At 40.7% G+C, this 16218-nt stretch carries 16 protein-coding genes; 5 read left to right on the top strand and 11 right to left on the bottom strand.

The window, feature by feature from the left end; genetic code table 11:
- The 4 genes from ACN6MY_RS09500 to cyoE form a co-directional block, all read right to left on the bottom strand.
- Entirely contained in the window at positions 1-630 is a 630-nt protein-coding gene (locus ACN6MY_RS09500; RefSeq protein ID WP_419883728.1) for a cytochrome (ubi)quinol oxidase subunit III, read from the bottom strand.
- On the bottom strand, positions 630-2501 hold the full coding sequence (gene ctaD, locus ACN6MY_RS09495) for a cytochrome c oxidase subunit I (protein WP_090987983.1): 1872 nt from the start codon (positions 2499-2501) through the stop codon (positions 630-632). The genes ACN6MY_RS09500 and ctaD overlap by 1 nt, the downstream gene beginning before the upstream one ends.
- Before the next feature lie 30 nt (positions 2502-2531).
- A complete protein-coding gene (gene coxB, locus ACN6MY_RS09490; protein WP_419883727.1) occupies positions 2532-3614 on the bottom strand; it encodes a cytochrome c oxidase subunit II in 1083 nt (360 codons plus the stop codon).
- Positions 3615-3826: 212 nt separating this feature from the next.
- Complete coding sequence (gene cyoE, locus ACN6MY_RS09485; protein WP_419883726.1) at positions 3827-4753, bottom strand: heme o synthase; 927 nt, start codon at positions 4751-4753, stop codon at positions 3827-3829.
- A gap of 690 nt (positions 4754-5443) precedes the next feature.
- Here cyoE and ACN6MY_RS09480 point away from each other — a divergent pair.
- Positions 5444-6424 (top strand): COX15/CtaA family protein, encoded by a 981-nt coding sequence (locus ACN6MY_RS09480; RefSeq protein WP_419883725.1) that lies wholly within the window; start codon positions 5444-5446, stop codon positions 6422-6424.
- Positions 6425-6567: 143 nt separating this feature from the next.
- On the opposite strand, the gene pyc is transcribed toward ACN6MY_RS09480, so the two are convergent.
- Both pyc and ACN6MY_RS09470 read right to left on the bottom strand, forming a co-directional pair.
- Positions 6568-10011, bottom strand: coding sequence for a pyruvate carboxylase (gene pyc / locus ACN6MY_RS09475; RefSeq protein WP_419883724.1), 3444 nt, complete (start codon positions 10009-10011; stop codon positions 6568-6570).
- A gap of 494 nt (positions 10012-10505) precedes the next feature.
- Positions 10506-10787: a YlaN family protein gene (locus ACN6MY_RS09470; protein WP_071352842.1), complete on the bottom strand. Its 282-nt coding sequence runs from the start codon at positions 10785-10787 to the stop codon at positions 10506-10508.
- 289 nt (positions 10788-11076) lie between these two features.
- Between ACN6MY_RS09470 and ACN6MY_RS09465 the strand changes: the two genes are divergently transcribed.
- Complete coding sequence (locus tag ACN6MY_RS09465; protein ID WP_419883723.1) at positions 11077-11574, top strand: peptidyl-prolyl cis-trans isomerase; 498 nt, start codon at positions 11077-11079, stop codon at positions 11572-11574.
- Between the two features lie 140 nt (positions 11575-11714).
- Here the strand turns inward: ACN6MY_RS09465 and ACN6MY_RS09460 are convergent, their stop codons facing one another.
- Positions 11715-13043, bottom strand: coding sequence for a PhoH family protein (locus tag ACN6MY_RS09460; RefSeq protein ID WP_419883722.1), 1329 nt, complete (start codon positions 13041-13043; stop codon positions 11715-11717).
- A gap of 127 nt (positions 13044-13170) precedes the next feature.
- Between ACN6MY_RS09460 and ACN6MY_RS09455 the strand changes: the two genes are divergently transcribed.
- The 3 genes from ACN6MY_RS09455 to ACN6MY_RS09445 all read left to right on the top strand — a co-directional run bounded on the left by ACN6MY_RS09455 (position 13171) and on the right by ACN6MY_RS09445 (position 14078).
- On the top strand, positions 13171-13305 hold the full coding sequence (locus tag ACN6MY_RS09455) for a hypothetical protein (RefSeq protein WP_419883721.1): 135 nt from the start codon (positions 13171-13173) through the stop codon (positions 13303-13305).
- Between the two features lie 139 nt (positions 13306-13444).
- Entirely contained in the window at positions 13445-13645 is a 201-nt protein-coding gene (locus ACN6MY_RS09450; RefSeq protein ID WP_071352845.1) for a YlaI family protein, read from the top strand.
- Position 13646: 1 nt separating this feature from the next.
- The gene (locus ACN6MY_RS09445; RefSeq protein ID WP_419883720.1) at positions 13647-14078 is read left to right on the top strand and encodes a hypothetical protein; all 432 of its coding nucleotides are present in this window, start codon (positions 13647-13649) and stop codon (positions 14076-14078) included.
- Between the two features lie 46 nt (positions 14079-14124).
- Here the strand turns inward: ACN6MY_RS09445 and ACN6MY_RS09440 are convergent, their stop codons facing one another.
- From ACN6MY_RS09440 to ACN6MY_RS09425, 4 genes are all read right to left on the bottom strand, one after another.
- On the bottom strand, positions 14125-14991 hold the full coding sequence (locus ACN6MY_RS09440) for an IS3 family transposase (protein WP_419883719.1): 867 nt from the start codon (positions 14989-14991) through the stop codon (positions 14125-14127).
- Positions 14955-15518, bottom strand: coding sequence for a transposase (locus tag ACN6MY_RS09435; protein WP_419881349.1), 564 nt, complete (start codon positions 15516-15518; stop codon positions 14955-14957). The genes ACN6MY_RS09440 and ACN6MY_RS09435 overlap by 37 nt, the downstream gene beginning before the upstream one ends.
- Before the next feature lie 76 nt (positions 15519-15594).
- A complete protein-coding gene (locus ACN6MY_RS09430; protein ID WP_419883718.1) occupies positions 15595-15885 on the bottom strand; it encodes a hypothetical protein in 291 nt (96 codons plus the stop codon).
- Between the two features lie 2 nt (positions 15886-15887).
- Entirely contained in the window at positions 15888-16196 is a 309-nt protein-coding gene (locus tag ACN6MY_RS09425) for a YlaH-like family protein (protein WP_419883717.1), read from the bottom strand.
- Between the last annotated feature and the right edge of the window lie 22 nt (positions 16197-16218).

Raw genomic sequence — 16218 nt, 5'->3', positions numbered from 1 at the left:
TTATCCCACCATTCCCATTAGATATACAACCGTAAAGATAAATACCCATACTACATCAATAAAATGCCAATACAGGCTTGCAATATAAAATTTAGGCGCATTATATAAATTGAGTCCTCTTTTTGCATTTCTCAGCATCAAGGATAAAAACCACATTAATCCAAAGGCAACATGGCCTCCATGAAATCCTACAAGGGTATAGAAGGCTGATCCAAATGCACTGCTTGTAAACGTATGATGGAATTCATGAACATAGTGATTAAATTCGTACACTTCGAGTCCGAGGAATCCAAAGCCGAGCAAAACTGTTACCACAAGCCAGGATTGCATTTTACTGAAATCCCGGTTCTTCATATGAAAAATTGCATAAACGCTAGTCAAAGAGCTTGTAAGCAGAAGCATTGTGGCAATAAATGTTAAAGGCAATTCAAATAAATCTTTTGCAAGGGCAGCACCATCATTCGGAACTTTGTCCTTCAAAGCAAGATAAGTGGCGAATAAGGAAGCAAATAATACAGTCTCGCCGCCTAGAAACAGCCAAAATCCCAAAAACTTATTTTTTCCTTCAAGAGTGGCTTTTTCTGGAGCAGCAGGCCAGGTTATGTCAGTGAATTTTTCATCTGCATGCATTATGCCTTTACCCCCTTATCTTCATCCTCTAGCAAATCCTCTTTATGAATATGGAAACCATGGTCATCGATTACTGACCGGAGAAGCATGGATCCAAATGTAATTGCAAGGCCAAGGATAATTACAGGTATGGCCCAAGTTGCTTTATCAGCATGATACATCGCACCGAAAGCTGCAACAAACAGACCAAGTGAAGTGGTCACAGGCAGAATGGATGAATTAGGCATATGGATATCACCAAGCGGCTCTGCAGGTGTATAAGTATTCTTCCCTTCCATTTTTTCAATCCAAAAGGCATCCAGTCCGCGGACAAGCGGCGTTTGTTTGAAATTATAAAATGGAGGCGGTGAAGGAATGGACCATTCAAGCGTGCGCCCATCTCCCCAAGGGTCATTTCCTACTTTTTCATTTTTAACGGACGTCATAACAATATTAACAAGCATTACCAGTACTCCGATTGCCATTAAAAATGCTCCAACTGTACTTATCATATTGGCCGTCTCGAAACCCTGGCCGGGCAGATAGGTAAACACACGGCGAGGCATTCCCATGAGTCCTAAAAAATGCTGAACAAAGAATGTCAAGTGGAAACCAATCAGGAAAAACCAGAACGAAATTTTCCCGAGAGCTTCGTTTAAAATTGTTCCGAACATTTTTGGCCAGTAAAAGGTTATTCCAGCAAGCAAGCCTAAAACTACTCCGCCTACAATTACATAATGGAAATGTGCCACGACAAAATAGCTGTCATGATACTGATAATCTGCTGGAGCAGCGGCAAGCATGATGCCTGTTACTCCCCCCATTGTAAAAGTAGGAATAAATGAGACGGCGTAAAGCATTGGCGTTGTAAATTTTACGCTGCCGCCCCACATGGTAAAGATCCAGTTGAAGATTTTGATGCCTGTAGGGACGGCAATGGCCATTGTTGCAACCGCAAATATGGCATTCGCAATCGGGCCAAGTCCTACCGTAAACATATGGTGAGCCCATACCATGAAACCAAGGAAACCAATTAAAACGGTAGCGAATACCATTGAGGAATATCCGAATAATCTTTTCCTTGAGAATGTTGCGAATATTTCCGAGAAAATACCAAATGCAGGCAGAATGAGAATATATACTTCAGGATGGCCGAATATCCAGAAAAGATGCTCCCAGATTATCGTATTCCCTCCAGCTGCTACTTCAAAAAAATTAGCCCCGAACATCCGGTCGAACATCATTAGCGTTAACCCTACTGTCAAAGGAGGGAAAGCAAAAAGAATTAACGCCGAAACCACGAATGTCGACCAGGTCAAAAGCGGCATCCGCATATAAGTCATGCCTGGTGCACGCATGTTAATGATGGTAACGAGAAAATTGACTCCCGCAATTAATGTTCCAAATCCCGAGATCTGCAGTCCGAGTATATAAAAATCGACTCCATGTCCAGGAGAGTTCATGGCGAGGGATGCATATGAAGTCCATCCTGCATCCGGCGCTTTTCCAAAAAACCAGGATAGGTTCAAGAAAACGCCTCCAAAGAAGAACAGCCAAAACCCAAGCGAATTCACATATGGAAATGCGACATCCCTCGCACCTATCTGCAGAGGAACAACTGCATTCATCATCGCAAAAATCAGCGGCATGGCCGCAAGGAAAATCATTGTCGTGCCGTGCATCGTTATAATTTCATTATATAAGCCTGCACTTACGAAGTCATTATTCGGCACTGCAAGCTGAATTCTTATAAACATTGCTTCCAGTCCGCCGACTACAAAGAACAGTCCGCCTGTAATAAGGTATAATATGGCGATTTTCTTATGGTCAACTGTTGTAAGGAAATCCCAAATCGTTGCGCCAAATCCTTTTTTCTTAGCGTGCGTACTCACAATCCAACCCCCTATTCGATCAATATTCCCCTATTGTGCTTCCACTTTCAGACCCATTAAATATGCAGAGAGTGCATCCAGCTGCTGATCTGTAAGCTTTCCATATTTTCCGGTCATTTTATTGCCCGGTTTATACTCTTCAGGATTCTGAAGCCATTTTTTCAGATTTTCTTCATTATGCTTTAAGACACCAGCAATCCGTTCCCGCTCCCCAAAGTTAGCTAGGTTTGGCGCCTGGCGTGCTTTTTCCGGCCTTGCATCTGTAGGGGTAACCGCATGGCAGCCAATACAGGATTTGTTAAACACTGCTTCGCCCTCTTTTGCAAGATCTCCAACAGCAGCCGGTTTTTTAACCGCTTTCATATCTGCTGCCCACTGATTAAAGTCTGCCTTTGATTTAGTCTTTACCTTAAAATCCATAAGTGCATGGGATGGACCGCAAAGTTCAGCACATTTACCATAGAACATGTTGCCGACGTCCTCGGATTTCTTCGGATCAAACTCCAGCCAGAATTTATTTACTCCCTCAACATTGGTATCCATTTTACCTCCTACTGCAGGAATCCAAAATGAATGCTTCACATCGGAAGCCTTTAAATTGAAGTAAACCTTTTGGCCAGTCGGGACGACAAGCTCCTGACTGGTGACAATCCCTAAATCAGGATATTCAAATTCCCACCAGTATAAGTTGGCCCTTACATTCACTACAAGGGCATCCTTCGTCTTCCCTGCTTTATCTTTCTTTTCCATGGCTTTTGTATCCGCAAAGTCAAACGTGCTTATAACAGTAGGAACAGCCAGGACGATTAAAAGGATAATAGGAATAACAGTCCAAATGATTTCAAGTTTGTGATTCCCTTCAACCTGCCTGGGAATTGTTTCATCCCCTTTTCTGCGGCGGAAGCGCACCATTACAATAGCGAAAAGTACAATAACAGCAACAATTACCAGTACCATGATCATCGTGCTCAGGATCATCAGGTCATACTGTTTTTTCGCTACTTCTCCAGCTGGCGTTAATGCAGACAGGTAAGGCTTTCCGCACCCGGATAGAATTAGCGCCAAAATTGCAAAAATTGAAAACAGACGCCATTTTTGCAGCTTTTTTTTCATAGCTTTAGAAACCCCTCTTTCGTCAAAATTTCACACATTCTAAAGATGTGAATGGTTAATAAAATTCTCTCTATATAAATTCTGCAAACCAGAAAGAATCCCCAAAAAAAGGATAGGAATCAAGCTTCATTATGTATGCCGGTACAAAAGATGATGTTCTGTTATGTATTAAACTATCCGGCAATTCAAAAAGCTGCCGGATAGTCATTTAATTATATTACGGTGACAATAACCATAGCAACATACAAAATGGTCATATAATTCAAGGAGTAGACAAACATTAGCCTGGCCCATTTTAAATCGTCTTTCATTTTATAACCGTAAAGGCCAAGTGCAAGCCATCCGGCCGTCAGTACTGAAGCCAGGATGACAAGCGGAAGGCCCAGTGAGGTAAGAAAGAAAGGAACAGCAACAAGGCATGCGACCCACAAGACAATAGACCGTTTCGTTGCTTTGAACCCTTTGATGACTGGAAGCATGGGAATGCCTGCCGCCCGGTATTCTTCCACACGTTTCATTGCCAATGCATAAAAGTGGGGAGGCTGCCAGAGAAACATAATCATAAATAGCACCCACGCCATTGTATCAAGACCCGGATCCACAGCTGCCCACCCGATAAGCGGAGGAACGGCACCGGAGATGCTGCCTACAATCGTATTTGAAACATAACGCCGCTTAGAAATCATTGTATAAAGCACTACATATGAAAAAACACCGATAAAGCCGATGATTGCAGCAGTCATATTCGTTAAGCCAAGTAAAAACAGCCCTAGTGCGATTAGTATGAGACTAAGTGTCAAAACTTTAGCAGGACTGACTTTTCCTGTTACAGTTGGCCTGTTTTTGGTTCTTTCCATCAAATGATCGATATCGCGGTCATAAAAATTATTTAAGCTGCATGATCCCGCAATGATTAGTGCTGAACCAGCCAGGACGAAGAAAACTGTGTCGAGATTAGTTAAAAAATGCATGCCTGAAAAATGAAGAGCCAGCCATAAGCCCGTAAAAGTCGTAATCATATTGGAATTTACTATTCCAACTTTGATAAGCGCCGTAAAGTCTTTCCAGGCACTTGTTTCTGGAATAAGGGATGCTTCGCCGTTTTTTATGTCAGCTTCTGTCAGTGCCCTGTTTGACATATATGTTCCTCCTTTGAATATTTCAGCAAACACAAAAAAACGTCTTTTGCTTATTTTTGCATTTGCAATCAAGGAAGTGTCAACAAAGAATCAGCTTCATTCCTTTATCACTGTCAACGAAATCCTAATATAATATATTTTATTTCTATATCATTATTTTACCACGAATAAAAGTTTAAGTATCCTTCTTGAGTCTATTAAATCATACTTTCATCCAATTTTGTGGATTTTTTTTGTATAATTTTTGACCAAATTGTGTCTCAATCTCTATATTTTCAAGAATCTCCTGCTATTAAAAATCCCTGAATGCCAAGCGGACAGGGTGCTGAAATCCCTTTCCCGTAAATATACCTCCTTCTTAACCCGGCATCGTCCCGCAGGTACTTCCTACACATGGAATTTGAATTACCTGCTGCTATACGATCCCTTTCTCCCCTATTAGTTTTATCAGCTGCACACTGCATTTTCAATCATCCAGCTTATAAGAGCGTTTACATTTTTTATTTACAATTCTGCAAAAAAGAGGTAAGTTGAATAATATCGAAAAAGTTTAATTATTGAGTTTTTTTGAAATAATTCTTTTCTTTTATGCTATGATTAACCAATAAAGGCCAACATGAACAGGCAAAGCGACTTCAATGAATGCTTATCGTTCTAATAGCAAACTTAGAATTAAAGAGGTGAGACTGGGTGTATCGGGCATTAAAGTGGTTTGCGGTATTAACGACAATAGGAATGCTTTTAATATTGCTGGGCGGCGCTCTTGTAACTAAAACTGACTCAGGCATGGGCTGCGGACGTTCCTGGCCTCTTTGTGAAGGAAGGTTTGTCCCTTCGGATATTACTCCTGCTCTCTTGATTGAACTGGCACACCGCCTTATTTCCGGTTCAGTGGGATTCATGGTTTTAATACTTTCGGTCTGGTCCTGGAAAAGCATTGGCCATATCAGGGAAACAAAGCTTCTGTCTCTTATGTCTTTCATTTTTTTGGCAGTACAGGCACTGATTGGTGCAGGAGCTGTGCTTTGGGGGCAATCCAGTTTTATAATGGCCCTTCATTTTGGGATTTCCTTAATATCCTTTGCCTCAGTGCTCCTGCTGACTCTTCTTATTTTTGAGGTGGACAAAAAATTCGATGCAAAAAAACTGATCGTCGATAAAACGATGAAATTCCATATATACGGACTGATGATTTATACATATTTTGTAGTTTATACAGGGGCACTTGTCAGGCACACGAAATCTAGCCTGGTGTGTAAAGACTGGCCTTTGTGCGTAAACAGCAGCCCCTCGCTCCCAGGCAACCTTTACGAATGGGTCCAAATGGGGCATAGGGCTGCTGCCGGATTAATTTTTATCTGGGCTGGCATTGCTGCCTACACTGCCATAAGCAAATACAGACATCAAAAAGTGATATATTGGGGCTGGATAACAGCTTTTTCCTTAATTACTTTCCAGGCACTTGCTGGCATTCTGATTATCATTACGAAGCTTAACCTAATCGTTTCCCTTGCACATGTAGTATTCATTTCCTGCTTCTTTGGCGTATTGAGCTATTTGCTGCTTATAACAAGCCGGAGCAAGAAAAACAGTTTTTCTGCCCAGTCACAGATTGCCGCCAAAAATCAGGCAGTACATCTCCAGCCTCCGCAAAAGGGGAATATTATATAGCTAAGATTTTATATAGCTGAAGCAGGTCCGGCTCATGGCGGTACTTCATACGGGCAGAACAGAAAAAAGGCATCTCTATGAGATAGCCTTTTTTCTGTTTCTTTGGAAAGGCAAGCTTTAAAGTCTGTACTCTTTCCACTTATTTATTTCTCGATTTCAATGAGCAAATCTCCTGTGCTGATACCTTCACCGTCTTTAACATGTATTTCTTTAATGGTTCCTGAAAAAGGAGCCTGTACAGTGGTTTCCATCTTCATGGCTTCAGTAATTATCAAATGGTCGCCTTGTTTCACCTTTTCTCCCTTTTCAGCAACGACACGCAATACTGTTCCTGGCATTGTTGCCCCAATGTGAGATGCATCCTTGGGATTTGCTTTCATTTTACTTTGGACTGATGATTTAATGCTCTCATCCTTAATGACGACCTCGCGGGATTGGCCGTTCAGTTCGAAATAAATGGCCCTGGTTCCGTCCGCCTCTGCCTGGCCGATAGATACCAGTTTCACGATCAGCGTCTTTCCAGTTTCAATTTCAACCTCAATTTCTTCTCCAAGCCTCATTCCATATAAAAAGGTAAGAGTGTCCAGGTTTGAAACATCCCCAAACTGTTCAATTGTTTTCACATAATCAAGAAAAACCTTTGGATATAAGGCATATGCCAGCGCATCAAAGCTTGTGACAGGCCTGTTGATTTCCCTGTATAGTTCTTCTTTAAGACTATCGAAATCGACATCCTCCAGAAGCTCTCCCGGCCTTACTGAAATTGGCTTCCTGTCTTTCAATATGGCCTGCTGCAGTTCCTTCGGAAAGCCTCCGCTAGGCTGGCCAAGATATCCTTCGAACAGTTCAATAACTGAATCTGGAAAATCAATCGATTTTCCTCTTGCTATAACAGCTTCCTCATCCAAATCGTTTTGTACCATGAAAAGCGCCATATCTCCTACCACTTTTGAAGACGGTGTAACTTTTACAATATCGCCAAACATGGCATTGACTCTTTGGTACATCTCTTTTACTTCATTCCAGCGTTCACCCAAACCGACTGCTTTTGCCTGCTGCTGCAAGTTGCTGTACTGGCCTCCCGGCATTTCATGCTTGTAGATTTCTGTATGGGGAGCCACCATGCCGCTTTCAAAATCCTTGTAATACTCCCTGACACCTGCCCAGTATCCAGATAATCCTTCAAGGGAGTCAATATCAAGCTTAGGCTGCCTTTTTGTGCCTTCAAGGGCATAATACAAAGTCTGGGAACTTGGCTGTGAAGTCAGCCCTGCCATGGAGCCAATGGCTGTATCGACAATATCCACACCTGCTTCTATTGCCTTTGCATACATGTAGATCCCATTTCCGCTCGTATCATGTGTATGCAAATGGATAGGGATATCAATGGTATCCTTTAATTCAGAGATCAGGCGATAAGCAGCCTCAGGCTTTAGCAGCCCTGCCATATCTTTTATCCCAAGGATATGTGCTCCCTGATTTTCCAGTTCTTTTGCCAAATTTTTATAGTAATCAATATCATACTTTCTTCTGGATGGATCATTTATATCACCTGTATAGCAAATCGCGGCTTCTGCCACTTTTCCGGAACTGCGGACTGAATCAATCGCAACTTCCATTCCTTTAACGAAATTAAGGCTGTCGAAGATCCGGAATACGTCAATTCCTGCGGAAGCAGATTTATCCACAAACTCTTTAATTACGTTGTCAGGATAATTTTTATATCCGACTGCATTGGATGCACGCAGAAGCATTTGAAATAAAACATTTGGCGCCTTTTCACGCATCCGGAGCAGCCTGTCCCAAGGATCTTCCTTAAGGAAACGGTAAGCGACATCAAATGTTGCCCCTCCCCACATTTCCAGGGAAAATAAATGAGGCAAAAGCTTGGCAGTAGGTTCCGCTATTTGAAGCAGATCCCTTGTCCTGACCCTTGTTGCAAGAAGAGACTGATGGGCATCACGGAATGTGGTATCGGTTATGAGGACTTCATTCTGCCCTTTGATCCAATTTGCAAGACCTTCTGGACCCATAGCTTCAAGAATCTGTTTGGTTCCGCTTTGAATGTCCTTGTTTGTTTTCAGCCCGCTGATATCCACTTTGTCAAAAACAGGTTTTTTCTTTTTTTCAATTCCCGGAAATCCATTTACTGTGACGTTCCCTATATAACTGAGCATTTTTGTGCCCCGGTCTTTTCTTTTAGGAAAAACAAATAGCTCCGGAGTATCATCAATAAAGGAAGTATCGTATTCTCCCTTTTTGAATTTCTCATGTTTGATGACGTTCTCTAAAAATGGGATGTTTGTTTTGATGCCTCTTATCCTGAATTCCTTTAAATTCCTGACCATCTTGGCAGCCGCTTTTTCAAAGGTCATGCCGTGTGTTGACAGCTTAACAAGCAAAGAATCATAGAAAGGTGTTATGACCGCTCCCTGAAAGGCGTTGCCGGCATCAAGTCGTACCCCAAAACCTCCGCCTGACCTGTAGGCCATGATTTTCCCGGTATCAGGCATAAAGTTATTTAAGGGATCTTCCGTTGTGACACGGGACTGAATGGCAAAGCCATGTGTTTGTATATCTTCCTGCGCAGGAATGGCGGTTGTCGAGTCGTGAAGCTCAAATCCTTCCGCTATTAAAATCTGTGACTGAACAATATCAATGCCTGTCACCATTTCAGTAATGGTATGTTCAACCTGAACCCTTGGATTGACTTCAATAAAATAAAATTCATCATTTGCCACCAGGAATTCGACGGTACCTGCATTGATGTAATTTACATTTTTCATTAAATTTACAGCCGCTTCACAAATACGTGCCCGCAATTCCGCAGAAATGGATACAGACGGAGCTACCTCGACAACCTTTTGATGCCGTCTCTGCACAGAACAATCCCGCTCATGCAGATGTACGATATTTCCATACTTGTCACCCAGAATCTGAACCTCTATATGCTTTGGATGCTGAATGAATTTTTCGGCATACACTTCATCATTGCCGAAAGCGGCCTTCGCTTCTGACTTTGCTCGCTCATATGCCTCCTGCAGTTCTCCGGCATTATTGACGATCCTCATGCCGCGGCCGCCGCCGCCCAATGATGCTTTAATAATAATAGGAAAACCATTTTTTTCTCCAAATTCTGCTACATCACCCAAACTTTCAATGGGCCCGTCACTTCCGGGAATAACTGGGATCTCAGCCTGTACAGCCTGGTACCTTGCTTTTACCTTATCGCCGAACATGTCCAAATGCCTTGTTTCAGGACCAATGAATATAATCCCTTCTTCTTCGCAGCGTCTTGCAAAATCAATATTCTCCGATAGGAATCCGTATCCAGGGTGAATGGCATCTACACCGCTTCTTTTTGCAATTTCAATAATGCCTTCAATATCTAAATAAGCATCGATTGGCTTCTTTCCTTCGCCGACTATATACGCTTCATCAGCTTTAAAACGGTGATAAGAGCCAGAGTCCTCTTTGGAATAGATGGCAACTGTCCGAATATTCAGCTCGGTACATGCCCTGAAAATCCTGATTGCGATTTCTCCACGGTTTGCAGCAAGGATTTTTGTAATACGACTTTTTTTCATACTAGCACCTACTTTTATGTATTTTAGCTGAATTGCTTATTTCATATTTGCCAGGGGGACACAGCAGAAAGGCCCTTACAAAAAGCTGATACTGACACCCTTCAAATATTGCAATATGAAATGGACATGAATATATTGAAAAAAAGAACGGAGAACAATCTCGGTCTTTTACTTCACAATTTAAATGGAAACTAACCCTTTATGTTTCGAAAAATCACCTTGGGAGATTTCCATGAAACTCCCTGTTAAGATAATCCAATTATTTAAATATAATATTTATAGGGAATAAACAGAAAATAATAAATATAATAGAGCATCCTTTAAAAATAATACTTAAACAATAATACGAAAATATTCTGAATACAGCAACTTTTTTATCATTATATATAAAAAAACCATTTACTGAAATAAAAATATTTGTTTACAGCATAAAACGGGTAATAAAAAAACTCAAAGAATCTGTTCGATTACTTTGAGTTTATTATCCTGCAGGTTTATTTTCGCAAGGAAGCCTCATGTAAAGCTGATAATTCTCTTTCGAGTTCTTCTAATAAAGCTTTTCCCTCTGAACCATCCACAAGTCCCAGACGGACAGCAAAATCTATTTCACGGGACAAGCCGAACATTTGAGTATCGAGAACCTCTTCATAAAGAGGACATTGAGGCATAGTAAGATTGTCCATTTGTACTTTAATTAGCTTCAGAATCTTGTCAGCATCTGCTTTTAACAAAGCATAGGCTTTTTCTTGATGATTAACAAGCATTTCAGATGCCATAATAAATCCCCCCGCTCAAAAAGCGATTAAATCTTATCTATAAATTTTACCCTTACTTTTATGAAAAAGCAAGGAACTTATAAGTTTACAAGGGCTCCGTTTTACTGGAGGAGTCACTCAAGAATCCTGCCTCTTATTTACCTGACAGTAACTTTGCTTCACACAAAAAGGAAACTGCAGGGATTTTCATTTTCAAACTGATCCACGTTTTTCATTTCTTCAATTGTGACAATTTCATGATTTTTGCTTATACTTATACTTGAAACAGCCAAGAAAGGAATTGATTGAAATGGAATCCATCGTTTTTATTAATGGAAAAGTAAAATATCAGATTACCCTTGATCCCGGCGTCTGGATTTTTGATGACCGAAAGATTGAGATAGATACATATTTTTCAGAGGAAAAAACAGAACGAAGCGGCGATGAAGAATACACAGCAACTGCTGCAAGGCATTGGCAAAAGGAAATACAGGAAGGGGCCACTCTCCCCCCAACTTTAAAAACCGAAAGAAAATTTGAGAAACAAAGACTTTTATCCGGCACATTTGTAATTCCCTTTCATCCATTCTTAAAAAATGCCGAGCCTGAAGAAAACGCTTCCGGAGTTACCGTTACAGCAGGCGGCAAAGAGCATCACTTCACCATGGAAGAAGCCAGTAATTTCCTGCTTGGTTTCTCCATAGATGGCAAACCTATCAAAGATGGCGGGCCTTTATATATTTATTTTGGAGATGGCACCAACCGGAATCAGCCAATAAGAGATGTTATCTCATTTACAGTGAAATAAACTTAATTTCTTTGACACTCTGAACAGCTCCATCACTGCTATCAATGCAGGATTTAACTTTTAGACAAACGGCGGCAAAGAAACCGATTTCTTTGCCGCTTGCATGGTGAACAGCTTTATATATTTTAATAATATACAGACTAAAGCAGTGTCGCAGCCAATTGGGCAAGTCCTGACCTTTCTCCTTTGATCAATTTCACATGCCCCGAAATTTTTTGATCTTTAAATTTTTCAACTACATATGCCAGCCCATTATTATATTCATCCAGATATGGATGGTCAATCTGCTCGGGGTCTCCCATCAGTACAATTTTACTGCGGTCCCCTACCCTGGTTAGGATTGTTTTCACTTCATGCTTGGTTAAATTCTGGGCTTCATCAATAATAATAAATTGATCCGGGATGCTTCGCCCCCTGATATATGTCAGCGCCTCGACCTCTATTGAACTCATCCCCGCAAGGATTGCGTCCAGTTCCCCAGGCTTTTTAGTGTTGAACAAATACTCCAGATTATCAAAAATCGGCTGCATCCAGGGTCTCAGCTTTTCTTCTTTTTCACCAGGCAGGTAGCCGATATCCTTTCCTACAGGCACTATCGGACGGGCAACAAGCAGCTTTTTATAGTGCCCCAAATCTTCCGTTTGCATAAGCCCTGCTGCAAGTGCCATGAGTGTCTTGCCAGTACCTGCTTTTCCAATCAATGTCACCAAAGGCAAGTCAGACCTCAGCAAGACCTCCATTGCCATTATTTGCTGTACATTCCTTGGTTTTATTCCCCAGACATGCTCGCTGTCAAAGATCAGTTTTTTCACTTTTTTTGCCGTCCAGTCCATTATTCCCACTGCGGAAGATGATCCGCCGAGTTCGTCCTTCAGCAATATGAATTGGTTGGGATAGAAGGTTTGATTCGAGTATTTGGCTATGTCCAGGTTACCCTGGACATAAAATGCATTCAATGCTTCAAGTGAAAGAAATAACTCCTGAAACCCGCTGTAAATATGGTCCATCTCCACAACACGGTCATTTAAAAAATCCTGGGCATGCAGCCCAATTGCATCTGCTTTTACCCGGACCAGTGTATCTTTGCTGACTAATATGACAGTTTTTCCGTTTTCCTTGCTTTCCTCTTCAAGCGATAAATTTTTGGCAACTGCCAGAATCCTGTTATCATTTGTTTTTTCTATGAAAATTTCCTGCAGTTCATGAAAAGAACGATGGTTTAATTCTATTCTGATAGTCCCCCCATTGTGCAGAGGCACACTTTTATGAAGTTTTCCTTTTTCGCGGAAGCCATCAATTAATTTTGATACCTGCCGCGCATTTCTTCCTATTTCATCCATATATCTTTTTTTCGAATCCAATTCTTCAAGAACAACTGCCGGGATGACTACCTCGTTATCTTCAAATAAAAAAATGGAATAGGGATCCTGCAGCAAGACATTGGTATCTAAAACATATATTTTGTCCAATAATGAAGCCTCCCGCCTAATCAATTTCAGATGTCTCAATTTCCATCCTGTTCACAGGTGTATATGCAAAGGACGAGACTATTGATAAAATATATGTCGGTTCCGGGCAAGATAGAAGAAGAATTGTATGGTATACGGAAATAGGACTATTTTTGCCAAGTCTCCATTCAAGATGATGGCAGCAGCAAATGTTGCAGGACTGCATAAAAAGCAGCAGAAAAGCTGGCATCAGCTAACTTCAGCCGCGCATTCCGGGCAGTGAAGGCTTTTGGATATCCAAATATTCATCAGCTGATAAACATGTTATACTTAAGGTGGATGTCCACAAATATTCATCACTGCTTTTTAAAAAACAGCCTAGCAAATCAGCGTCATTACTGCCAGGGAAAGAGGAAAAAGATATGAAAGTACAATGTGTAATTTGCGACAAAATTGAATCAATACCTGATTACTCCCCAGAAGCAAAAAAATTACGGAACCGCCCTATACATACTTATATGTGTGAAGAATGCCACTCACGAATAGAAGAAAGAACACAGAAGCGCATTGAGACAGGGAACTTCCGGCTGTACCGCTCTGTTACTCCCGAAGATGAATGGTAAAGTGGTGCAGTATGGCATTATGGCCGGCCTTGTTTCCGGCTTTTTTCTTGGATTTTTAATGAAAGCTCTCGAAAATGCCGCAAATGAAAATATCTATCAGCTTCTTCTCGATACGAAATTCATTCCTGTAATTGGAAAAATCCGCTGGAGCGAAATGACCCAATTCCTATTCCATCTCCTGCTGTCTGCCATACTTGGCATTCTTTATTTTTTTATTTTAAATCATTGGAAAATCCGCTCATTACAAGGAAAGTATGTAATTTCTCTTCTTATGATCATTCCCTTAATTTTTTCATATTTCCCTTTAACATCGCTTTCTTCCCTTCCAGAACCTCAGACTGATAATATGGCAGCATTCGGTTTATGGGCAATCTCCCACCTTTTATATGCATGCTTATTGCCTATTCTGGCTTCTTTTAAACAGAATAACTAAAAACCCGTACAGAAGAGGGTGGTTACCCCCAAAAGTTAGAGTTTTATTATGCAGCTGATTGGCTAGATTGAGTTCGGTATTCGACTGGACTCAATCCAGCTAATTTTGTTTTTGATCGTTCATTGTTATACCAGTGGATATATTCTTCTATTCCACTTTTTAATTCTTCATAACTTACTAGTTTTTCCCCATAATACATTTCTTGCTTTAAAATGCCAAAGAAATTCTCCATCGAAGCGTTGTCTGCGCAGGTTGCTTTACGTGACATACTTTGAAATATTTTATTCTCTTTTAACGTCCTCACCCATTTGTTGTGTTGATAGTGCCAGCCTTGATCGGAATGGATCGTGGTGCGATAGGTCGCATGATTCTTTAGTACCTCTAATGTTTCTTTCAAAGGTTTCATGACAAGATCTAACGTTGGACGTTTCCCTATTTCAAACGCAACAATTTCTCCGTTATAAAGGTCAAGAATCGGATTTACATATAATTTCTCTCCGCCTAGACATTTGAATTCTGTAATATCGGTGACTAATTTTTGAAGAGGGACAGGTGTGCTAAAACGGCGAGATAATCGATTTTTCGCTACTCTTCCAATCGTCCCCTTATAGGAATTATAAGTACGAGATTTTCGCATGAATTTCACACATTTTAATCCTAGCTCCCGCATAATACGATAGACTTTTTTATGATTGACAAGGTGTCCTAGTTTCTTTAATTCCGTAGAAATACGTTTATAACCGTAGCGTTCATAAAACTTTTTAAATAGGTGTGCAATGAGTTCTTTTAATTTTATATCCGGGTCTTCTTTACCAAAACTTTTCACATGATAGTGATAAGTTGCTTCTGGAATTCCTACAACAAAGAGAATATCTTTTAATCGAAATCCTTCTTCTTTAAGTTCGAATGCCATCTTAGTTTGTGCTTTTCGTGAAAGGCGTTCGGATTCTCGCGAAAAGCTTTTAGCTTTTTTAGATACGCATTCTCCAGTCTTAGTAGTTCATTCTCACGTTCTAACTCTTCTTCTCGTGTTCCCTTTTTTTCTTCTTTTTTCTTCTGATTATTGGGTTTCTTAGACATAGAAGGCCGCCCCTTTGATTTTAGTTTCAGGCCTTCTACTCCCTGTTCTTGAAATGTTTTCATCCAGCGTCTAGTCAAGGAAGGGTGGTTCAAATTGAATTGAACAGCAGTTTCTAAATAAGAAGTACCTGTACGTAACATAAATTGTATCGTATCTAATTTAAATTGAACAGAATACTCCTTCTTCGTCTTTCTTCGTTTTAATCCTTCCATCCCCTGAGATTTATAGACTTTTACCCATTCCACGATTGGTGTCTGGCTGCCCATATTATATTTTTTTGCCAATGATTTATAGCCAAGATTTCCATCTAAATACTCGGTGACAAGCTTTATTTTAAATTCTTCACTATATTTAGCCATAAAAACACCCCCGAAAGTTAGATTTTTTCACTCTAACTTTCGGGGGTCGGTACCGAGGCCTGTACGGGTTTTTTAGTTATTCTTCATTATAATTTTTGTATTTATCTGGCTCTGCCTCAATTTGTTCAAGCAATGCATCAATTAATTCTATTGAAAATCGCTGCCGTTTTTTTTCACCGCCTGCTAACAAATCAACAAAATAAAACGGTCCATTTTTCTCCAGATTGATAACTGATGCATCGTGATCTTCCTTCAGCCTGGCTTCAAAAAACTCCTTTGTTTCTTGAGCAGCCATGTCATCCGGTCTTGCGTCATAAACCACTTTAATGGTCAGCCAATTATAAAGAGCATCTTGCAGGGACTGCATGATTATGCCTGCTCTTCTTTTTTATGATTGCGCAGCCGGAACCGGTAAATGCCTAGAACAAGTGCTGCTATTACAAGGCCCTCTCCCATTGGCAGAAAAACACCCAAAAAGGAAAGAAGTGTACATCCAAGAGCCATTACCGCATAAATGACAGCATTTTTTAACAGTGGCAGCTTTTTGGCAAACCCCAGCTGATATACGATTATACAAAGGGCTAAAATCGTCAGATACAAAAACCACATCCCTGTTTTAGGAAATTCGTCAACTCTGTACAATGCTGCAAAAAACGACAAATGCTCATGGACACCCATGCTTCTTCCTCCCTTTAAACGT

The organism is Peribacillus sp. B-H-3 (genome assembly GCF_048572925.1).
In the GTDB taxonomy this organism is placed as follows: Bacteria; Bacillota; Bacilli; order Bacillales; family DSM-1321; genus Peribacillus.
This window is presented reverse-complemented; position numbering and strand designations above follow the sequence as displayed.